This window comes from Novosphingobium sp. 63-713 (assembly GCF_001898925.1).
Lineage (GTDB): Bacteria > Pseudomonadota > Alphaproteobacteria > Sphingomonadales > Sphingomonadaceae > Novosphingobium.
The window spans coordinates 1-19,408 of the sequence record NZ_MKVS01000002.1 but is presented as its reverse complement, the minus strand read 5'-3'; the positions used below and the strand labels follow the sequence as shown (position 1 = coordinate 19,408).

Annotated in this window: 27 protein-coding genes; 8 read left to right on the top strand and 19 right to left on the bottom strand. The window is 60.5% G+C overall.

Features of this window, described 5'->3' with window-relative positions; translation table 11 throughout:
- Together BGP00_RS00275 and BGP00_RS00270 are read right to left on the bottom strand one after the other, a co-directional pair.
- Positions 1–1,493 (bottom strand): type IV secretion system DNA-binding domain-containing protein (locus BGP00_RS00275; protein ID WP_292925673.1); only part of this gene is annotated, 1,493 nt, incomplete at its 3' end.
- The gene (locus BGP00_RS00270) at positions 1,468–1,758 is read right to left on the bottom strand and encodes a hypothetical protein (protein ID WP_292687758.1); all 291 of its coding nucleotides are present in this window, start codon (positions 1,756–1,758) and stop codon (positions 1,468–1,470) included. The genes BGP00_RS00270 and BGP00_RS00275, both read right to left, overlap by 26 nt.
- A gap of 490 nt (positions 1,759–2,248) precedes the next feature.
- Between BGP00_RS00270 and BGP00_RS00265 the strand changes: the two genes are divergently transcribed.
- Complete coding sequence (locus BGP00_RS00265) at positions 2,249–2,653, top strand: DUF2513 domain-containing protein (protein WP_292687760.1); 405 nt, start codon at positions 2,249–2,251, stop codon at positions 2,651–2,653.
- Between the two features lie 115 nt (positions 2,654–2,768).
- On the opposite strand, the gene BGP00_RS00260 is transcribed toward BGP00_RS00265, so the two are convergent.
- Positions 2,769–3,728 (bottom strand): DUF2493 domain-containing protein, encoded by a 960-nt coding sequence (locus BGP00_RS00260; RefSeq protein ID WP_292687762.1) that lies wholly within the window; start codon positions 3,726–3,728, stop codon positions 2,769–2,771.
- A 462-nt stretch (positions 3,729–4,190) separates the two neighbouring features.
- On the opposite strand from BGP00_RS00260, the gene BGP00_RS00255 reads away from it, so the two are divergent.
- The gene (locus tag BGP00_RS00255) at positions 4,191–4,649 is read left to right on the top strand and encodes a hypothetical protein (protein ID WP_292687764.1); all 459 of its coding nucleotides are present in this window, start codon (positions 4,191–4,193) and stop codon (positions 4,647–4,649) included.
- Between the two features lie 46 nt (positions 4,650–4,695).
- Here BGP00_RS00255 and BGP00_RS00250 read toward each other — a convergent pair whose 3' ends face one another.
- The 3 genes from BGP00_RS00250 to BGP00_RS00240 all read right to left on the bottom strand — a co-directional run bounded on the left by BGP00_RS00250 (position 4,696) and on the right by BGP00_RS00240 (position 6,124).
- Positions 4,696–5,025: a hypothetical protein gene (locus tag BGP00_RS00250; protein WP_292687766.1), complete on the bottom strand. Its 330-nt coding sequence runs from the start codon at positions 5,023–5,025 to the stop codon at positions 4,696–4,698.
- A gap of 50 nt (positions 5,026–5,075) precedes the next feature.
- Positions 5,076–5,405 carry a single-stranded DNA-binding protein gene (locus tag BGP00_RS00245; protein ID WP_292687768.1) on the bottom strand — a complete coding sequence of 110 codons (330 nt, stop codon included), beginning with the start codon at positions 5,403–5,405 and terminating at the stop codon, positions 5,076–5,078.
- Between the two features lie 536 nt (positions 5,406–5,941).
- Positions 5,942–6,124 carry a hypothetical protein gene (locus BGP00_RS00240; RefSeq protein ID WP_292687770.1) on the bottom strand — a complete coding sequence of 61 codons (183 nt, stop codon included), beginning with the start codon at positions 6,122–6,124 and terminating at the stop codon, positions 5,942–5,944.
- Between the two features lie 138 nt (positions 6,125–6,262).
- Here BGP00_RS00240 and BGP00_RS00235 point away from each other — a divergent pair, with 138 nt between their 5' ends.
- Entirely contained in the window at positions 6,263–6,490 is a 228-nt protein-coding gene (locus BGP00_RS00235) for a helix-turn-helix transcriptional regulator (protein ID WP_292687771.1), read from the top strand.
- 100 nt (positions 6,491–6,590) lie between these two features.
- Here the strand turns inward: BGP00_RS00235 and BGP00_RS00230 are convergent, their stop codons facing one another.
- The 4 genes from BGP00_RS00230 to BGP00_RS00215 all read right to left on the bottom strand — a co-directional run bounded on the left by BGP00_RS00230 (position 6,591) and on the right by BGP00_RS00215 (position 9,640).
- A complete protein-coding gene (locus BGP00_RS00230; protein WP_292687773.1) occupies positions 6,591–7,040 on the bottom strand; it encodes a DUF736 domain-containing protein in 450 nt (149 codons plus the stop codon).
- Between the two features lie 243 nt (positions 7,041–7,283).
- A complete protein-coding gene (locus BGP00_RS00225; RefSeq protein WP_292687775.1) occupies positions 7,284–7,664 on the bottom strand; it encodes a DUF736 domain-containing protein in 381 nt (126 codons plus the stop codon).
- Between the two features lie 117 nt (positions 7,665–7,781).
- Complete coding sequence (locus BGP00_RS00220) at positions 7,782–8,750, bottom strand: hypothetical protein (RefSeq protein WP_292687777.1); 969 nt, start codon at positions 8,748–8,750, stop codon at positions 7,782–7,784.
- 77 nt (positions 8,751–8,827) lie between these two features.
- Complete coding sequence (locus BGP00_RS00215) at positions 8,828–9,640, bottom strand: GIY-YIG nuclease family protein (RefSeq protein ID WP_292925672.1); 813 nt, start codon at positions 9,638–9,640, stop codon at positions 8,828–8,830.
- A 97-nt stretch (positions 9,641–9,737) separates the two neighbouring features.
- Here BGP00_RS00215 and BGP00_RS00210 point away from each other — a divergent pair, with 97 nt between their 5' ends.
- Positions 9,738–10,361 carry a plasmid pRiA4b ORF-3 family protein gene (locus tag BGP00_RS00210; RefSeq protein ID WP_292687781.1) on the top strand — a complete coding sequence of 208 codons (624 nt, stop codon included), beginning with the start codon at positions 9,738–9,740 and terminating at the stop codon, positions 10,359–10,361.
- Between the two features lie 11 nt (positions 10,362–10,372).
- Here BGP00_RS00210 and BGP00_RS00205 read toward each other — a convergent pair whose 3' ends face one another.
- The 5 genes from BGP00_RS00205 to BGP00_RS00185 all read right to left on the bottom strand — a co-directional run bounded on the left by BGP00_RS00205 (position 10,373) and on the right by BGP00_RS00185 (position 13,023).
- Positions 10,373–11,227 (bottom strand): hypothetical protein, encoded by an 855-nt coding sequence (locus BGP00_RS00205; protein WP_292687783.1) that lies wholly within the window; start codon positions 11,225–11,227, stop codon positions 10,373–10,375.
- Positions 11,228–11,253: 26 nt separating this feature from the next.
- Positions 11,254–11,541 (bottom strand): hypothetical protein, encoded by a 288-nt coding sequence (locus BGP00_RS00200; RefSeq protein WP_292687785.1) that lies wholly within the window; start codon positions 11,539–11,541, stop codon positions 11,254–11,256.
- On the bottom strand, positions 11,541–11,918 hold the full coding sequence (locus BGP00_RS00195; RefSeq protein WP_292687787.1) for a DUF3768 domain-containing protein: 378 nt from the start codon (positions 11,916–11,918) through the stop codon (positions 11,541–11,543). The genes BGP00_RS00200 and BGP00_RS00195 overlap by 1 nt, the downstream gene beginning before the upstream one ends.
- Positions 11,919–11,940: 22 nt before the next feature.
- Positions 11,941–12,291 (bottom strand): hypothetical protein, encoded by a 351-nt coding sequence (locus tag BGP00_RS00190; RefSeq protein ID WP_292687789.1) that lies wholly within the window; start codon positions 12,289–12,291, stop codon positions 11,941–11,943.
- Positions 12,292–12,396: 105 nt separating this feature from the next.
- Complete coding sequence (locus tag BGP00_RS00185) at positions 12,397–13,023, bottom strand: SOS response-associated peptidase family protein (protein WP_292687791.1); 627 nt, start codon at positions 13,021–13,023, stop codon at positions 12,397–12,399.
- Between the two features lie 236 nt (positions 13,024–13,259).
- Here BGP00_RS00185 and BGP00_RS00180 point away from each other — a divergent pair, with 236 nt between their 5' ends.
- The 4 genes from BGP00_RS00180 to BGP00_RS00165 all read left to right on the top strand — a co-directional run bounded on the left by BGP00_RS00180 (position 13,260) and on the right by BGP00_RS00165 (position 16,665).
- On the top strand, positions 13,260–14,507 hold the full coding sequence (locus tag BGP00_RS00180) for a type VI secretion protein ImpB (protein WP_292687792.1): 1,248 nt from the start codon (positions 13,260–13,262) through the stop codon (positions 14,505–14,507).
- Positions 14,504–14,755: a hypothetical protein gene (locus BGP00_RS00175; RefSeq protein ID WP_292687794.1), complete on the top strand. Its 252-nt coding sequence runs from the start codon at positions 14,504–14,506 to the stop codon at positions 14,753–14,755. Before BGP00_RS00180 ends, BGP00_RS00175 begins: the two co-directional genes overlap by 4 nt.
- 71 nt (positions 14,756–14,826) lie before the next feature.
- Positions 14,827–15,288 carry a MucR family transcriptional regulator gene (locus BGP00_RS00170; protein WP_292687804.1) on the top strand — a complete coding sequence of 154 codons (462 nt, stop codon included), beginning with the start codon at positions 14,827–14,829 and terminating at the stop codon, positions 15,286–15,288.
- 417 nt (positions 15,289–15,705) lie between these two features.
- Positions 15,706–16,665, top strand: a complete 960-nt coding sequence (locus BGP00_RS00165; protein WP_292687796.1) for a DUF4917 family protein — start codon at positions 15,706–15,708, stop codon at positions 16,663–16,665.
- 323 nt (positions 16,666–16,988) lie between these two features.
- On the opposite strand, the gene BGP00_RS00160 is transcribed toward BGP00_RS00165, so the two are convergent.
- The 4 genes from BGP00_RS00160 to BGP00_RS00145 all read right to left on the bottom strand — a co-directional run bounded on the left by BGP00_RS00160 (position 16,989) and on the right by BGP00_RS00145 (position 19,359).
- Positions 16,989–17,930: a hypothetical protein gene (locus tag BGP00_RS00160; protein WP_292687798.1), complete on the bottom strand. Its 942-nt coding sequence runs from the start codon at positions 17,928–17,930 to the stop codon at positions 16,989–16,991.
- Positions 17,931–18,215: 285 nt separating this feature from the next.
- Positions 18,216–18,647 (bottom strand): hypothetical protein, encoded by a 432-nt coding sequence (locus BGP00_RS00155; RefSeq protein WP_292687800.1) that lies wholly within the window; start codon positions 18,645–18,647, stop codon positions 18,216–18,218.
- Positions 18,648–18,670: 23 nt separating this feature from the next.
- The gene (locus tag BGP00_RS00150; protein ID WP_292687802.1) at positions 18,671–19,102 is read right to left on the bottom strand and encodes a hypothetical protein; all 432 of its coding nucleotides are present in this window, start codon (positions 19,100–19,102) and stop codon (positions 18,671–18,673) included.
- Entirely contained in the window at positions 19,099–19,359 is a 261-nt protein-coding gene (locus tag BGP00_RS00145) for a zincin-like metallopeptidase domain-containing protein (protein ID WP_366556551.1), read from the bottom strand. The genes BGP00_RS00150 and BGP00_RS00145 overlap by 4 nt, the downstream gene beginning before the upstream one ends.
- Positions 19,360–19,408: the final 49 nt, after the last annotated feature.

Sequence of the window (19,408 nt, the reverse complement as noted above, 5' to 3'; positions counted from 1 at the left end):
CCATGTTCGATCGCCGGCATCCGGTGGAGCGCGTGGACCTCGTCGAAGAGATACCACATCCGCAGATCACGGGTGCGCGGCATGCCCATCAGCGCATTGACCGCCAGATCCATCCAGAGGGTGAGAAGCGCGCGGTTGAGCGTCAGATCGGTATGGGTCGAGGTGATGAACAGGATCGAGCCTGGAACCGGCTCCTCTTGCACCCAGCGCCGGATCGAGAACGGTGGCCGCTCGCCCGGCACTGGATCAGGCAGAAATCGGATCGCTTGCGCATTGGTGTTGAACACGGCGCGGATGGATTCCGCCATGCGCGCGGCCTCAGTGGCAGTCAGCGGGCTCGCGATGGTGTTGGCGAGCTTGGCGTGAACGGCCTTGAGGTCAGCCGACATGAGGTGATGGGCAATCGCGCCATTGGTGGTCTCGCCAGAGGCCGCGAGTTTCACGCACATTTCGACAAAGAGCGTGCGCGCCGCCATGGCCCAGAAAGGCTCGGCATTGCCGCCATCGCTGGGGATCAGCGCGGCGGCGGCCGAGATGTAATCTGCATAATTCTGGCAATCGTTGAAGATGGTCCAAGGCGGACAGCGCTGGTCCATGGGATTGAGAATATGGTCGCGGCCTTCCTCGTAAAAGGCTTCGACAAAGGCACCCGTGAGGTCAAAGACCACGCAGCGTTGGCCGCGCTCCCGCGCCTCTATCACCAGCTTGCGAAGCTGCGTCGTTTTGCCCGCGCCTGTGGTGCCGATGAGCATGGCGTGGGTCTGCTCAAGCCGCCAGGGATAGGCGATCCCTGCCATGGCATAGGGCACATGCAGCCCCAACGCGACGCGCTCGGCGATGGTGGCGTGAGCCACGCGATCGGCCGCCATGGTGGGGTATCGCTCGGCCAATTCGGCGGCGAATTCGGCGGCGTTGTGCGCATCGATCTCGTCCGCCAGCACTGCGGCGCTGACCAGCATGGCGCCGCGCTCGTGGCGCTCCTTCAAGATGTCGACGCCAATCTTCTGCGACAGACGCACGAACCATGTCGCCAGCGGGCCGCTGAAAAACAGCGAACCGGCCAAAGCCACGATCATGCAGCGCATGAATTTGGTCCAGGCCTGCGCGACATCGGGATAGTCGGGCACGTCGCCGATGGTCATCGGCACCACGCTGTCGTCAGGCAAAGTCAGGTTGACGCTGTGGCCGGGGTCGAGATCGACCAGATTCCAAAAGTCGGCGAAGAGCCGCATTTCGACGAGCTGAACCTCATGCTCGCGCATGAGCAGGGCCAGCAGCAGGACAAGCAGCAGGATGAAGCTGAGGGCCGCTGCCAGGATTGGCCAGCGCAGCCCTTCCATCATCATCATGTAGCGCAGGCGGATAAGCTGCGAACCACGGGTGAAGGCCCCGACGTTGCGGACGATCTCGCCGCGCGCCGAATCATGCTCGACCGCCACGGGGCGCCGGTCGAAACGGATGTCGCCATCACGCGCCATGGTAGGTCTGCGCATGTTCGATGGCGAGGTCGAGCAGGCGGTCCGCCTCCTCGGGCGCAGCCCGCTGCACCAGCGTGTCGAGCGCGAGCGTGTTGAACTCGAGCATGGTGACAAGGCGGGCGAAGTCGATCTTCTGACCAAGCTCAAAAAGCGGCAAGGCAAAGTCGATCATCGCCCGAACACACTCGGACTGACGACGGCCATGTTGCTGGGCGAGCCGCTTGATGCGCTCGTATTGCGGCGGGCTGACGCTCAGGCCGCATTGGATCAGTTTGGTCACAACGGCTCCTCACTAGGAGAAGCCTGGTCCGGTTATCGCGAAGCGATGTTTAGCTTACTGGCGGGCCTTGCGCAAGCGGGTGGCCTTCCGCAGGTGGAATGTGGGCTGAAGGGCCATTCCGCCTGCGGAATAGCAATTCAATTCTATATCAATGTCTTATAAGGATTCCCTCTCAACACAGGCGGCTATAGGTCGGCGCAAGGCCTATTATTCCACGGGCGGAATTCGCATTTTTGCTATTCCGGACGCGGAATAACCTGAACATATCATTGATTTCATATAACTTATCTATCCTAGCCCGCCCCTTCTCCGAGCGGTTGAGCCGCGTTCGGTGTGCCGTTCCTTCCCCTTCCAGGGACTGCTTGTGCCTTTCACGACAGCGTTTCTGGAGGCAGTATCATAACTCCGGGAGTTTGAGTGTTGCTCAACAGGCGCAATGTGCGCAGTCTCTCGCCGATTGGCCACTCAAATGTGAAAGCGAATATTCTCGATGCGGCGCGATATGGATTTGATTCGAGATCTCCTGATCGAAATCGAGGACGGGAAAAGTGTGTATGAGCTGATTACCCAAGAAATCGCTGACATCTTGGATATTCCGGACGCAACTACTCTACCAAAGGAAGATGTCTCGAGGGTCGAGGGGCATCTTAAGATGCTGGCTGATGCGAAATTCATTTCATTGAAGCCGTTTGGTGGAGGCTATTGGAAGATCGAGGACATCACCTGGGCTGGCCATGATTTTATCGACAGCGTAAGGGATCCAGAAATATGGAAAAAAACGAAGGAAGGCGCCAGCAAAGCCGGTGGCTTCAGCGCCGAGTTGCTCAAAGATCTCGCAAAAGGCCTGCTTAAAACGCAGATCGAGAAGCATACTGGTATCAAACTGGGCAACTAATCGCCCTATTCAGGCGCGCGGCATGGGGTGGGCTTGCCCCACCCCTACGTCCGCGTGCCTCCTGCCATCGGAAAAAGAGAAGGAGGACGCCGCAGATGCGGCGCCCTCCGAAACGTCAGGCAGCGATGCGCTGGTGGCGTTGGGCGAAAGCGTGGTGGGGCACGTTCGCCTCACGCACTCGGCTCAAGAGGTTGGACTGGATGCCCGAGCCTTCGCAGACGATGGCGTGGACCGGCTTGAGGTTCATCAGTTGCTCGTTGCGGACGAAGCCTGCGCGCTTGCCCAGTGCCCGGTTGAGGGTGAAGCGGACGGTCTTGACGCCACGCGCGGCGGCCCAGGCGTGGGCGATTTGGTCGCAGCCCTTGTGCTGGGCGGTGGTGGCGAGGAGCATGTGTGGCACGCGGGCGTGGGTTTCGTCGAGGGCCTGCCAGAGCAGTTCATGGTCGTGCCAGTCGGTTCCGCCGGAGAAGATCACCACCGGGCCGGTGGGCGCGTGGTCTTCGCGTCGCTTGGCTGCGCGGGCGGCGAGGAAGTCGCGGGCGTCGATCTGGCTGGCGGTCAGGCCGGAGGACACGCGGGTGCCTTTTACGGTTGAGAACGGGCGGCCGGTTTCGACGCGGTAGATCTCGCCCGCATAGTCGCGCATGGCTTCCATCGCCTCACGGCAGTCCATCAGCGTCTGGGCGATGCGCTGGGTTTCCTCCAGTTCGACGGCGTAGATTTCAGAAGGGTCAAAGGCGCGGGCCATGTCGCCCAGCTTCTTGGTGGCTTCATCTTCCCGCTTCTCGATGCGCTGCGAGGTGACGTGGAAGCTGTTGACGATGCCCCAGACGATGTCCTGGCCGAATTCCTCCATGCGAGTGCCACGGAAGAGGTCAAAGACGGTGCCGATCACCATTTCCATCGCGCCGCGCGCGGCCTGCGGGTCGGGCATGTCGGTGGCGACGGGTTCGTCGTGGACGGAGAGTTGCGCCATACTGCCCTGCTCGGTGAAGGCGGTGTCAAAGCCGGGGACTTCGATCTGCTCGCGGTAAAAGGCAGAGAGGGCTTCAAAGTTGGCGAATGCTTGCGTCATGGTGACCTCCAGAAGGCTTCTTGTTCGTCATCCTCGTGATGACGGGAGGTCAGAAGGCGAGCTGGACCAGCTTGTCAGGGACGTTGGCCGGGAAGATGGCTGGCACAGCCAGACCCCGGTTGACGCCGCGCCAGCGGGGCGTGGGGGAGCCGATTTTGTGGTGGGCTGGCCCGCCGCAAAATTGGGGGCACCGCGCATCCTTGCACAAGCGCCCGGCCAGCTTGCCATGATAGGACTACGAGAGAGAGATTGTTGATTTCAGGGGTACGCTACGGTGCCCCAAGCGCCCTGCGCCAGTCGATCGTAACCCGAAGGGCCGAGACCCGCATGGGGCTCGGTGGAGCCCGCCAGCGGGCGGAATAGAGCGCGGTGACCGCCTTGGCGGGCAGGCGCCCATATCTGATATGGTTCAGTTGGCATTCGACGGTGATTAAGTTTAGGCTCTATCGAGATGGAGGTGGCATGGAACACAAAGTGTACGTCATTGGTGGCGAAGATGATGAGATGGTCTCATTTGAGCAATCAGAGTCCGGTCGCAATTGCCGCCTCGTCTGCAAAGTTCGTGATGAAACGCATTTCGCCGAGGAGCCAGACTACTTCGAAGCTCTACGGACGATTCGGAGGCGTGGGCTTGAGCCTTTAGGCCTGATCCCGTTTTGTTATGGAGCCAGCCTAAAAATTTGGCCGTCAGGTATGGCTCGGGATATGGGGCAAGGCCTTAAAGCCTATAAGATCGAAATCGGAAGTCCCGCAGTGGAACTGGTGGGGATATTCGATTCAGGCCCCGACATTATACCTGCCAAGGTTGATATGCAGGAAGCTTATGCGAAAGAGTGGCTAGCTTCATTTCGCAAGAAACTCCCCAAGCCCAATTTAGCCAATCGGCTACGAAATTGGCTTGGCTCGTCCCAAGATAGATGAAAACGTAGGGCCAGCACCGATAGGTGCTGGCCCTACGGCGGCCACATCAATGCACCGCCACCACGTCGATGAGCAGGCCATCGAGGCTATCGATGCCGCGCTCGCTGGCGATCAGGCTCCAGGTGGCGACCAGTTCCTCGAAATATTCGGCATCGACCAGCGTTTCGGCGCTGGCTTCGCCAAGCTGGCTCTGTTCCCAGGCAAGGGCATGGGCGGCGTCGGTCGAAGAGGCGATGGCGTTGCCCAGATGGGCGGCGATCTCGTAATCGCTAATCGTAGCGGCTTGGGCGCGGATGCGGGCGACCATGGCCGGGTTGGTGACGGTGATGCCGCAGGGGACGCAGGCGAATTCATCGAAGGCCGAGGTGTGAAACATGGGCTTGCTCCCGAAAGAGAAAGGGCGGCCCGTGGGGCCGCCCGTCTTGGTCAGATGAACTCGATCTCGTCGGCGACGATCTCGGTGTTGTAGTAGGTTCGCCCGTCCTTCTCGTTCTTGGTGTAGCGGATCTCACCGGTGACGATCAGTTTGTCGCCCTTCTTCTTGTGGTTGGCGATCGACTTGCCCAGGCCGTTGAAAGCCTTGATGGTGTGGAACTGGTCGTAGGTTTCGGCGTAGCCATCGTCGCCCTTAACGACCTGGCCGTCCTTGATGACCGGCCTGCTGGTGACGAGGGTGAAGCTGACGCCACCCTTGCTGTCGGTGCCGAAGCGGCTGATGTCGGAAGTGATGCGGCCGGACAGGAAAACCTTGTTCATGGGAAGTCTCCAGATCTTACCGGCGAGCCTTTCCCGCCGGGATGAACTGAAGCGCAGCCCGCGATTGAGGGGGCGCCGCACCGGAGCGAAGCGCAGGGGAACCTCCATTTTTTGAGTGGTGCGGGCCTGAGCGTAGCGAAGAACTCGGTCGACAAATGGGGGTTGCGGCGGCCCCGCGCGGGCGTAGTGTTCATCCCTTCTCTGGCGGGATGGCTTGCCGGTCAGATTGCCCGGAGATGTGTGCTCAAGGTTGTGCTTGGCTGTCGGGCCGCCGTGGAATCAGGTGCCCTGCTTGGCGCTTGCCATGGCCTAACTTGCCGTCACGTGCTCTCGCGCTGGTGCTAGATGGTCGCCAGACAAAAGAACCGGAGCATGGCTTGGCTTTGACCCGCAGCCTTCCACCCGCGGTGTTAAACCCGGCAGGCGGTCTCCTCGAACCACCACGCGGCGACAAGCTGATCGTCACCGGTGATGCTGCGCCCATTCGAAGCGGAACGGGCGCGCCACAACAGCCACGTCGGCTGCGTGTTCATCGTTCAGGCCTGTGCGGCGGCCTGCTGGTTGAGCGGGTTTTCGGGATCAAGGCATTGCAGCGCATGATCGATATGCATGGCTGCCAGCAGATCCCCGGCTTGCGTGAGCCGTCCCTTCACCTCGGCCAAGGTTGCCTTGATTGCCTGATACTCGGCGGGTTCAAGCGGGTTTGAGACCCCGGTCATTTGTTCAGTTCCATCCTTTTTGCCCAAGGTTGGCGGGCATGAAATTGCAACAGACGGCAACACGACCGTCAATCGCCAATGCGGTTTGTAGAGAATACTCCGTGGTGAAATACTCTTCAACCGTGGCCTTTCCGGTGCATGGAAATCCGGGAGACATTGGCGATCAATCTACGCAGGCTTAGGCATGCCGCTGGCTTGTCGCAGGAAGAGCTTGCGCACCGCGCTGACATTGACCGCACCTACATCAGTTCCATCGAGCGCCGGCAATATGCCGCCAGCATCGAGGTCGTCGATCGCTTGGCCAAGGGACTGGGCATCGAAGCATCGGAATTGCTGCAACCACCACCAACGCCAGACGGCGAATAGTAGACCTTCCCCCTCGAAGATCCCGCCCAGCATTGAACGAAAAAAGGCGACCCGTCGCAAGACGGGCCGCCCATAGCGACAAGCATTCTGAAGGTTGGGGTCAGGCCGCCTTGGCAAGACCCGGTTCGAGATCGCCGAAGGGCGAGGCATCACGGCGATCATCATCGCTGCTGCCAAAGCCATCGTTGGCCGCGCCCATCACGGCCGTATCGGCGAAACCGGCCTCGGCCCGGCGGCGCGGGCGCGACCAGGCGATGTTGAGCGCGCCATCGGCCTGCGCGAAAAGCGCAATCGACAGCGGAGCCTCGAAGCTGGGATCGTCGATCTGGCCCTGAAGGAAAGTACTGCCGCCGTTGTTCGCGGTCTTCTCCCACAGGCCGCCTAGGGGCAAGAACTGGCCATTCTTGGCGCGGACCATTACGTCATATTTGGGGGCGGCGGCGTTGCGCGAATTGACCGGGCGCAGACCGACCACGAGGTCGAGCGTGGCAGTCTGGATCTTGCCCATGTAAACGCCAGCGCCGTTGAGCTTCAGTTCACCGATATTCATGGCCGTATTCTCCTCTGGCCCGACACCCTCTTGCGTCCTGGGTGCCGAAGGTTGGTTTGCGTCTTTGGCCCCTTGGCCCCAGACACCCATCCTCATTCCCCTCAGCTCTTCCCCGCCCGGTGGCCGCTACGCAGCCCCGCTGCCGGAGCCGCGCAAGGCACGAACCCTGCACAACGCCAAGGCGCCGCAGGCAAGAAAAAGACGCCCCGCGCGATCATCACCCGAGGCATCGCCAGGAAGCCGTCAGGCCGCGTCCAGATAGGTTGGATTGTCGTTGGCCGAGGTCGCCACGCGAAAGCCGGAGCGGCGCTGGGGGCGCAGCCATGCGACGTTGTAGCTGCCGTCGTCCTGACGGAATGCGCTGATCGCCAGCGGGCGCGCCATCGAGGGGTCATCGATCCGGCCCTGGAGGAAGCATTCGCCGGTGGTCTTCGAGGTCTGCTCCCACAGCGCCCCGATCTGGACGGCCGCCCCGGCGGGGCTCCGCGTGCAGATCTCATAGCGCGGGGCATTGGGGTGGTTCGATGCCACGCCGCGCAGGGCGAAGTTCATGGCGACGGTCAGTGTGGCGATGCTGCCGGTCAGCGCGCCGCGGTCATTGGCGCGAATGGTGCCGATGTTCATGGGGTTTTCCTTTGGCAAAGGCCCCGTTTTGCATTCCAGGGGCCGGAGGGTGGGATGCGTCTCTGGGCGCCTGCGCCCACGACACTCACGTTCCACCCGCTCTCCTTCTCGCACCGATCAGCAGTTTTCAGGCGCGGCCTGCGTCACTGCGGCATGATAGTAAGGCGTGTGCAGGCAGCAAATGTTCTCCGGCGACCAGCGCAGATGCCCGCCGGACAGGAAGCGCCCGTCCTCCGGCTTCACGGTCACCGGCCCATTGGCTGGCACGTCGAAGAAGGTGCCGTTGATCGGGTCCATTGTTGCCACCCAGCATTTCTCGAAGGTCACGGGGCGGCTGAGGTCGAGCGCAATCAGCTCCGGGATCGGCACGATCGCGTAGAGGCAAAAGAGGAACGAGGTCGAGCAGGCATTGTCGATGATTTCGGCAAGCTGCTCGTGGCTGATGATCGGCGCGCGCCGTCGCCTCGCGTTGCGCGGCAAGGCGCAGTCGGCCGGATGGCGGTTGCCGCTGGCCTTGCGGAAATCGCCCATGGTGTAGCCGAGGTTGTTCAGCGCGAATTGCAGATTGGTGGTGATGGCCAGCTCGCTCGTCTCGGGCCACGAGCGGTGCGAGAAGACCAGCGCATCATCGAGCCAGCGCTCGGCGCTGAAGCGGAACAACAATTCGCAGCGGTCATAGCTGGCGAAGAGATCCGCCACGCTGCTGTCATCACGCTCGGCGGCTTGGTCCTCCCACGCGTAGCGGATGGCATCGATGGCATCGTCGTCGTCATCCAGCCCAGCCTCCGCAAGGTTGGAGCGCAATTGGGGCGCGACCTTGTGATACCAGGTCTGGCCGAACTCGGCGGGCGGGAACTCGGTCTCCATCACCTCCTCGATCTCGAGACCATCATAGCGGGCATCGATGATCTTCGCGGCAAGTGCGTTGAGGCTTTTGAGCGACCAGCAGTCGGAACGGTCCCGCCAATAACGGGTATGCGGGAAGTTCTCCGCCAGCGCCCCGATCCAGGTTTCGCCAGCGGTGCTGGCCAGAAAGGCGGGATCGGCAAGAGCATTGGGCGCGGGCAGAGCGGGAACGGTGAACATGGTCTGGGGCCTCCCTTTGGGTTCACCCGGCCCGTCTCCCTCTCAACTTTGCCGCCGCGCAGCGCCCCATGCTCGCATCAAAGCGAACGCCCAGCCATCCTCTCGGCTACAGCGATCATATCCTTCCATTGCGGGCTACCCCGAGAAAACGTCCAGACTTGGGGCTTTTGATACCATGCAATGTCTTGGCGAAGGCGCTGCCGGTATGACTTTGGGTTCAGCCCGAAATGGGCGGCGATGGCCTCCGCATTGTCGAGATGGGCGCTGTTGCGGATTGATAGAACAGGCGGGTGGCTTCGCTCAGACAGTGCCGGCTTGCTGAGCGGCGAGTTTGAAATTGACCGCCCGATGGCCACAGGCGTGACTACGCCCTCCAATTGCGAAAGAACAGCAGCACGAGCCGCCGATATCCGCCGATGTTCCACGGATTGCGCACATTTGGCGAGATTGAGCGGGGGCGCGAAGCGCCCGATCAATATCGTCTCAAGAGGTTCCGGGTCTGCACATGGGTAGATCGCAAGTTCGAGGTTTTCGTGCATCCAGGCTGTCAGCCGCCTCTCAGAGGCTGGTGCCAAGCTCCAGGTATTACGGGATGCGGGTTTCGCCATCAGGATCGGCTCGAGCGCCAGGGCCTCTCTCAGCAAGACAGAGAGACTCTTTCGTGGTGAATGGTTTCGTGTCGATGCGTTGAAATGGCAGCGACCTTTGAGCCCCTTACTGTTCGCCGCCAGGCCGATATAAAGCAGGCCGTCCGCGCCCGGCGTGATGCCGTCCAGCTCTGCGCCACGGCGAAGAAACAGCGCATACAGGCCATGGTCGCAACCAAGATTGAATTGCGCCCTTGGTGCGCGATGCCAGTCCAACGGAGATAAGGGGTGGTCACGAGTCATGGCCTTGTAAGCTAAGCCAGATCGCTGAGGGTTTCCAATGCCTTCGGCCGGATGCGTCATACTTGCGATCATGTCTCGTCGCGGGCATTGTCTGGACATGCCAAAGTCATACGATCCCTATGCCTATATCATTCGCCTTGAAGCCAGCATCGTTGGCATCGAGCCCTCGATCACGCGCACCGTGGAGTTGCCGAGTGATCTGAATTTCGCGCAACTGCACGAGGTTCTGCAGGCGTCGTTCGGTTGGACCGACAGTCACCTGCATAAGTTCCATGTCGGCGGACTGACCGTCGGCGCGCCGGAGGCGATAGAGGATCCGGATTATGGACCGAGGGTTCTTGAGGCTACCGAGATCCAAGTGAAGGATCTGACCTTTCCATATGAAGCCGACCCGTCGCTCACCATCACGTACCAATATGATTTTGGCGATGACTGGCAGCACAAGCTGGTTCTGCGCCGCGCCGAAATCGAGGATGGGGTCAAATACCCGCGCTGCATCGCAGGCGAACGCGCGGGGCCGCCAGAAGACGTCGGCGGCTACCCCGGCTACGCCGATTTCCTGGAGGCCTGGCTCGACCCGACGCACGAAGAGCACAAGGCGATGCGGCGCTGGGCAGGCAAAAAGTATGATCCGGAACGCTCCGACCTTGAGGCCATCAACAAGGCCATCGCCAAAGCAATCCGTGCCTGCAGTGGTGATTATCGGCAAAGGCAAGTCTGAGCCATTCGTTGTCAGGCCACTGGTCGTGACCGATCTGGCCGGGTCATCTCCGCCCAGTCGTTGCACCTCGGCGGACAGCGCTCAATGGCGAAGGGCAAAGCGGGAGATTGCCGGGCAATAACGACCGAATGCGCCGCTTGCACGCCTTCGCGATCATTGTCGGGCAGCAGGATGACCTGCTCAATGCCGTCACCAACGGCGAAGCCGCCGAAGTTTCGCACGCCAAAGCAGGTGCCCGCTTCGCGACCCGTGATCTGGCGGTAAGCGCAGGCCGTTTCAAAGCCTTCCGCAATCCGCATGGCCCCGCCTGCGAAGGCGGCAGGCCAGGTGCCGCCGCGCGAATTGCCGAGCATCATGCGATGGGTTCGCCTGCCCGTGGCAGGATCGAGGAACAGGCGCTGGATCGCGATCAGGCGCTGGGCTTTGAAGACGCCGACCAGCAAGGCTGGAAGGCGAAGCGGCACAGGGCCGCGCCCCATCGGACAGGCGAGATGGAAGCGCACATCGGGCGGCAGGAAGGTGATGCCGCGGATGTCGCGGAGGTAGCGCTGCGCCAGCGTGCCCGCGATAGGCGAAGCCTCGCTCCAAAGGCGCTGGAAGGGCGCAGGCCTATCATTGGCCGGGACGGGCAAAGCCCGCTGGCCAAGCACCGAATGGCCGAGCACCTCGCGGATCGCCCGCATAACCTCGCTCCCGTCGCAGCCAGCAAAGCAATGGACGAGGATCGATTGCCGCCCCTGTCGTATCGACAGGCTGGGCGTGCGATCCTCATGGGCTGGGCATGGCACCAGCGCATAGCGGCCATTCCAGCGCCCGCCGAGGCGCTCCACAATGGCGAGCGTCTCAGCCGTGGGTTGATAGCGCATGGCAAGCAGTCCTGATGATGGTGAGATCAGCCACGGCAATGGCGGCAGCCAGAGCCGTCGCAGCAATCGGCCCAGGCGCTGATGTGGAGGGTTGAACCGTCCTTGAAACGCGCTGAAACGCCAGTGGCGTATTCAAAGGTGCTGGCGTCGCGGTCGAGTTCGAAGCGCCAGTCCTCCTCAAGCCTTTCCCAGACCTCGTAGATGTGAACGAGGTTGCAGTTGAAGTCGGGAAAGGAATGGCGCGCGAGGTCGGCGATGGTGACCTCGGCGCCGAACCTTTCGTGGGCGCGGTCGACGACAAGCTGCCCGCACATCAGTAATCCTCGGGCAGCAGGATGGTCATCACCCGCGTGGTGACCGAGGCATCGGCCGGATCGTCCGAGCCGAATTCCATGGCCGCGTCGTAATAATCGATCTTCATCCACACCTTGCGGCCGAGGAAGTCGATGGCGGCGAAATCCCGCTCGGGGCTGTCCTCGGAGAAAGTGCAATGGCGAAAGGCCGCCATCAGGCGGGCTTGCAGGACGATAGGCTCTTCGGGCGCGCCCTCGGCCTCGGCCAGTCGTCCGAGGCAATTGCGTGTGATGACGACGCGGGCCGTCCGGTCGAGGCCAAGGCGGGTGCGGTCATTGAGCCGGGCGATCTGTTCCAGGCTCGCGTCAGCGCCCGCCGGCTTGGCGGTGGTCAGCATGATGGTTCTCCGGTGGTGGGATTCAGGCGGCAGGCGTGGTGAGCGCGGCCAGTGCGGGATCGATGGCGAAACCGAGGGCTTCGGCCAGCGCGATGGCGGCCGCGATGTCGTCGGTGCTGATGTTGAAGGCAGCGGCGAAATCCGCCAGCGCCTCGTGCGCCTGGGGTTGGACGCCATGGAGTTTGCCCGTCACCTGGCTGACGGCAAAGGGCCAGCAATGGGCCACGCCGACGACGCCTTCCGGCAGGATCATCAGCGTATCCCCGCTGGCGATCCGATCGTCGGTCTGAGTTGCATCATAGGCATTGCCGGTACTGGCAAAGCCATGAATGCGCCGGGGCGTGAAGGCGAAGCGTTCGCTATCCGTGAGCATCGAGGGGGAAACTTTCGGGCGAGCGGAATTGCTCGCCACGCCACCTTCCACCTCAACTCTTTGACTGGCGCCCAGACATCGGTCTGTGCCTGACGGCGAATAGCGTCATTCGAATGGCAACATTCCCATCAGACCGCGCCCCGCCCACCGGGTCGTTGTCTGCTCAACCGCCAGTTCGTCCTCCCATGTCTGGCAAAGCCCGAAGGCTTCACGCGGAGAACCTTCAATCCATATCTTCCAGTGATCCTGCCGCAAGATCACTGGCATCCGGTCGTGGACCTCGCGCATCTGGGGCGAACTTTCGACCATGACCATGGTGTAGGCATCGCCCCATTCCTCGGTTGCGCGCCAGAGGCCTGCCACCGCGAAAGGCTCCCCTCCGGGCAGCGAATACCAAGTCCGGGTCATCTGGCCGGTCTCACCTTCCGGCTCGGCCCAGGCCGAGACAGGGATCAGGCAGCGCCGGCTCTCAAAGCTGGCCCGCCAGAAGGCGGTGCTCAGCTTGTCGTCGCGGGCATTGGTGACCGGCTTGGGTTTCAGCTTCTGGCCATTGCGGCCAGTCATGACCAGCGGGAAGCCCCAGTTCATAACCTTCAGACGGCGCCCGGCCATCACCAGGCCAGGATAACCGGGATAGACTTCTTCGCTGTAATTGGCGCCTTGGGTGGCCTCGACACCAAATAGGTGGGCAATGTCGGCGGTAGGTTTATTCAGTCGATAAAGATTACACATATGACCTTGCCTCTCCCCCAGCAGTTTGTGTGTCAACCGCCGCAACACTGAATACGGTTTTTGGCCCCGGCAGGCGGGTCGACTATAAGCTGGAAGCTTGCCCCAAACTTTCCAAAGAGCGGCCTTCGGGCTGACCATTTTTGCCCGATGGTCTGTGCCGACCGGGCCATGCCCCTATTGCCTACAAGTTCCTATTATGTTCTCATTTATGGCTCACCCGATTCGGGCCGGAGCCCATGCGAAAACCAACGACGATTGAACACCTTTATCTTGATTTTGATGGATTCTTCGCTTCCGTCGAGCAATTGCGCGACCCTCGCCTGCGGGGGCGGCCAGTTGGCGTGATCCCTTATGCCGGCGGCGGGCGCACCTGCATCATCGCGTGCTCGCGCGAGGCGAAGGCGCGCGGCGTGAAGAACATCATGATGGTCGATGAAGCGCGCCGGATCTGCCGCGACATCGTTCTCGTGCCGCAAAAACCGGATCTCTATCGCAGGGCGCACAACGCCCTGATCTCGGAGATCGGATCGGTGATCCCGGTCGATCAGGTGAAGTCAATCGACGAGGTTTCGTGCTGGCTGGACGACACCCAGCGGGGCGAGCCCACCGACCTTGCCCAGCGGATCAAGAACACCATCCGCTACAACATCGGCGCCACGCTGACCTGCTCGATTGGCTTTGCTGCCAACCGGCACCTGGCCAAGATCGCTAGCGACACCAAAAAGCCCGATGGCCTGACGATCTGGTATCCCGAAGACGTACCCGCGCAGCTCGCGAGGCTGAAGCTGGACGATATTCCCGGTATCGGCCGCTCGATGGTGAAGCGGCTTGCCGCGGCCCGCGTCGGCGATGTCCCGGGCCTGCTCGCGCTGCAACCCAAGCAGATGCGGGCGCTGTGGCGCAATGTGACCGGCGAGCGGCTTTGGTATGCGCTCCATGGCTATGCGGTGGAGGCGCCGGAAACCGAGCGGAACATGTTCGGTCATGCCCGTGTGCTGCCGCCCGATCATCGCAGTCTGGATGACGCGCGCACCATCGCCCGCCTGCTGCTGGTCAAGGCGGCAAGGCGGATGCGGCGGTCCAATTTCTATGCCTCGGCGCTCTATCTCTGGCTCAAGGGCTTCGAGCGTGGCTGGGGCAATGTCGCGCCTCTGGGCGAGGTTCAGGACGACATGGCCATTCTCGCCGCGCTTGGCGAGTTATGGGAGCGGGTGACGGCGGTGATCCCGCCGGCGACCAAGATCATGCGCGTCAGCGTGACGCTGGGGGAACTGACGCTCGACACGGCGCGACAGCCCGATCTGTTTGCCAATGACGACAAGGAAAGGCAGCGCTGCGAGGCCTTGAGCCGGACCATGGACGGGCTCAATTCCCGTTTCGGCCAGACGGTGGTCAGCGTCGGCCCCTGGGCACCTCCCGCTGGTGGCAACGTCGGGTCGAAAATTAGCTACACACGCATTCCAGAGGCGGAGGACAACTGGTGAGTTGGCTCGACGCTATCCAGTTGCGCGATCTCGACACCGAAACGCGGCTCGAACTCACCTGCCGCACCTGCGGCAAGGTGCGCTTCGTGACGCCGGCGCATTTGCTCACGCTCGGCGATTTCGGGCACCTATGGCTTTCGGAAGTCCAGGCCCGCGCCCGCTGCAAGCAGCGTGGCTGCAAAGGCGCCATGCGCCTTGCCATGCCGCAGCGCGGGGGTACGAAGGGTTTTGTTGGGGGTATTGCCTGATTACCCCCTCGTGACTGCAAAATATTGCGCTATGCAGGTGTCGTCACCGAATGGATGAGGACATTATTTCCATGGCCGATGAAACGCTGCTGACGCTGGCTGCAGATATTGTTTCCGCTCATGTCAGCCACAATGCCGTCGCGGCTGACCAACTGCCTGTGCTGATCCAATCGGTCTATACCTCTCTGGCAGGCCTTGGTCAGGCGCCCGCTCCGGTGGAAGAGAAGCGGGAGCCTGCCGTCTCGGTCCGCTCCTCAGTCAAGGCCGATGCCATCACCTGCCTCGAATGCGGCGCGAAGATGAAGATGCTCAAGCGGCACCTTTCAACCGATCACGGTCTGAGCCCTGCCGAGTACCGCACACGCTGGAACCTGGCCGCCGACTATCCGGTGGTCGCGCCAGACTATGCCGCAAAGCGCAAGGAACTGGCGGTGAAGATCGGGCTTGGCCGCAAGCCGAAGGTGGTTGCCGAAGTGGCGCCCACGCCGAAGCCCAAGGCGACGCGGCGGACGAAGCAGGCGGCACCTGCGTAAGGGCGCTTCGGGAAGATATTCTGAACCGCCAGGCTGGTGCGATTTGGGACAACCCTGTCGCTATCAAGCATGAACTGCAATATCCGATTTTTCCGAAACCGGACCCTCGTGCTATCGCATCTTGCACCTTATCAACGGGCAAAGCGGGGCGTTTGTAGACGGGCGGGATTCGGGAAGAAGGTGAGCAACGGCGGACACTGGATTGGAGAAATCTACCCATAGAGGTCATCGCCGTGACTGCAATTTTGCTGTCTGCAAAACATCTCAGCGATGATTTTGAATACTGATATTTTCGAATAATCGCAATTAAGTGGCTGTTTTTAAGAAAAATTCGTCATTTAATCTGCACGCATTAATTTAGGGAAATCGATGCAGCATTCCATATTGACGTGGGCACAGATCGCCCAAAACTACCAGATGGGTACAATCATTCTGGGAAATGGATCTAGTATTTCTGTTTCCCAGAGTTTTAGTTATGGATCTTTGCTAGAAAATTCCCATCAAAGGGGCTTGCTTTCTACAGATGTTTTGGCGATTTTTAATTTTTTTGAAACATACGACTTCGAACTTGTACTCCGCCTAGTTTGGCAGGCGGCCAACGTCAACAAAGCGCTTTTGATACGAGATGAGCGCACGTACCAAGCCTACCTAAATGTCAGGGACTCCCTGATAAGAGCGGTCCGCGAAGTGCATCCTGAATACGCCTACGTAGCCGATAAACTGCCAAATATTTATCGTTTTCTAAAAGAATTCGACACAGTAATTTCCCTAAATTACGATCTTCTAGTTTACTGGACGATTACTTACGGATTATCCATTCAAGATGGTCACCAGTTCAAGGATTGCTTCACATTCGGACGATTTGGTGAAGACTGGTGGAGATTTCGAGAGGCCTATACAGAGCAGACGAACACGTTGGTATTTTATCCGCACGGAAACTTGGCACTGTGCCGCAATGCCGTAGAACAAGAGTCTAAAATCCACAAAATCGGAGAGAAATTTCTAGAAACCATACTTCAGGAATGGGAAGGCGGGCAATGCGTGCCGCTATTTGTCAGTGAGGGAACTGCGCAGCAGAAGATTGCCTCGATCCAAAACAGTTACTATCTCTCCACAGTCTATCGGGAGGTTCTGACATCGCAGCGATTCACTTTGACCTTGTACGGTTGGGGAATCGGACAACACGACCGGCATCTGTTGAGGCGGATGCGTGGAAGTGGCATCCAGCGGGTAGCTGTTTCGGTATTCCGTGGCAATCAATGCTATTGCAACTATGCTTTCGGAGTTATCCAAGAAGATTTGGGGCCCGTCCAAGTTGATTTCTTTGATAGCGAAAGCCCTGGCTGCTGGATACATCCAAATATGTCGGGGCACTGACTCGAAGTTTACCAACCGACTGCGACTAGGCAACAACAAGTTTCGGGAAAATCCGCTGTCCATATCTTACCATGAACGGCGTAAACTGGTCGCGAGCTGGCGGTTGAACCATCGTCATCATTCGGTGACCTGGGAATAGCGGGTGCATCGGTGTCGAGCCGGAGTGCCGCCTGCCCCAGCGGGGTCAATTTCGATAGAATTGATGTCGAGACTGTATGGCGTCAGAAATCGTGCCGTTGCTCGGGCCGTTGCTGCGGTCGGCCTCCTCTCACATTCGGGGCGCATGAATCGAACGGCGGTGAACACCACCCGGGCCGGCTTGCCTAGCGCTCGATCTGCCGGATTTCATCGAGGATCTTGCGCCTCCCCAATACCAGTACCTGCCTGATCTGGTGCTCTTTCCAGAGCCATCGGCCATATTGGTGTAGTTGCTCGATTGGGCCGCCGTCACCCAGCGCCCCCTCGAATCCAAGATCCAATGTTTGCATAATCTCCTTGGCCACACCGAGGCATTGTTCGGGCGACGGCAGCTCGTAGCCGGACGTTAGCAGCTGCCGGACCCGCACCGACATGAAATCCGATAGCCGGCTGGCACCACGTTCCAGCACCTCCGGCGAGTGCCAGGAGATCGAGTCCCCCGCTTCAGAATAAGCGTAATAATGCTCATGATCTCCAACCCGCTGGTGTGGAGCGATCGAAATGTGCCCCTTCAGGAACGGCTGCCGACCGAAGCGGCTGATCCACGAGTTTAGCCACCAGCCATGCCGGATCTGGGATTCGTGCCACATCCACGGATCATCGCGGAAGCGATCACCTTCGAGGATGCCCTTCCAATATTTGTCGCGATCGAGATAGAGTGGGGCTACATATATCGCGTAGCTGACCGGCGGGCGATTATGCTCTAACAGGATGTTGTGTTGGAGATCGGGGGCATTCTTTGCCCGCTTCCTCAGCTCGAAGAAAAGGGTCGGATCGTCGGGCAATTCGTGCTGTGCGCGAAACCGACGGATCTCCTGCAGCGCGCTCTCGTCGACCCGGCGACGCTGAATCGGCCGGCTTTTAATCGAGCACAAGCCAGTTGACTTCTTGAATTGAATATAGATCGGGACTGTCACGTCATAGAGCTTGTCGGCGCCGGTGAGTTGCTCATCGACATGATGCAAGCGGAACGGCATTCCAGATGCGCACCACCCGAGATATTCGGCCACGTCCGCTTCGATCTGTCCTTCACTCAAATTTCCGCGGATCACATATGTTGCGCTCATCCCGCCCTCCTGTGCGCCGACTATAGCGATATCGGTCGGGTAGCAAACGAAGTTGCGTACGGATTCCGAACATTTCTGTGCACTATAGACTTGGCCCTCGCGCTAGGGATGGCAGGCCACCGTCACCCATCTCGCTGTTCGTCGAGGCTCTGAGCTCCGCCGTCGGCGAAGGCCAGAGATAGGTATCTTCTCAATCAATAACCGATTTCGCCACGAGCAGCCATGACGACAACCCAACTTAAATGACTGAACTTGGTCGTTATCGACCACGCACGCCGATTCCGATCAAGCTCGACTGCCTGTAAGGTCTGGCCTGTCGTCACCAATCTGATCATTCGCTGGCACATGTGACTTACGTTGAGCCAGACCGACCTCGCGTAGCAACTCCCGCAGTGGCTCCTGCTGCTGAAACAGCTCATCCAAGCAATCCGCCGCACTGTCAGCAAAAGCATCATTGTCGGGATCGCTCATGTCGAGCACCTGCGCGACAGATTGCAGGAGCCTAAGCATGACGGGCGCACGAGCAATGAGGCGCAGATTGGCCAGCGCCTCGTCATAACGGCGGGCTCCCGCCTGCCTGACTGTGCCGATGCAGGTGTAACTGCCGGACACTGGATCCATGGCCGCGATCTCGGCAAACCAGTGGAACGGCCAATCAGCGGTGGTGCGGCAAAGGCTGCCTTCGCACCATTCGCCAGGGGTGGGCAATCGGGACATGATTATCTCCTGAAAGAGCCGGATCACGCAGCTTGGAGCCAAGGCTGATCGACAGGCTGATGGATAGGGGCAAAGCCGAGGCGCTCAGCAGCGGCATCGAAATTAGGCGCGATGCTGGCGAGCCAGCGTCGGGCCGGGCCAGAAACATTGCTCCATTCACAGCGGATGCGGTAATCGCGGTAGATCCGTTCACCGATCCAGACGGCGGCTCGGCTGTCGAGGCAGGTCAGGCCAATGTCGGCATAGGGATTGCGCAGCAGCACGCGATGCGCAGTCCCCCGCCAGCGGTGGATGGGATCGAAGGATCGCATATCCCGCCGCATGTTCGTGCGGATCGCTGCCACCAGATCAAGGTAGGTGGGATAGCAGTCAGCGGACGGAATGCCCAACAGAGGGCGGCAGGCAGCCTGCGCGCCGTCAGGCCAGATGGAGGCGATGGCCACGGCGCGCCTCATGCAGCCAGCGGTAAAGGCGCTACAGCTGCCTTGTGCGCCGCGTGTATCCAGTCGGCTGCGGCCTGTGCCTGGGCGGCGGCGTTGAAGATCGCCTTGGGATCGTGACGCAATGCCCCCAGCCAACTGGCGAGATAGGCCGCGTGGTCGGGCCGTGGTGTGTAGGCGAGCCCCAGATCGGCCATCAGGTAACTGGCGCCCAGCTCGGCAACATATCCTGACAGTCCAGCGAAAAACGGCGGTTGGGGGATCAAAATCATCGGTAGCCTCCAGCCCCACCCAAAACCCCAAGGCTCCCCCGAGGCGGGG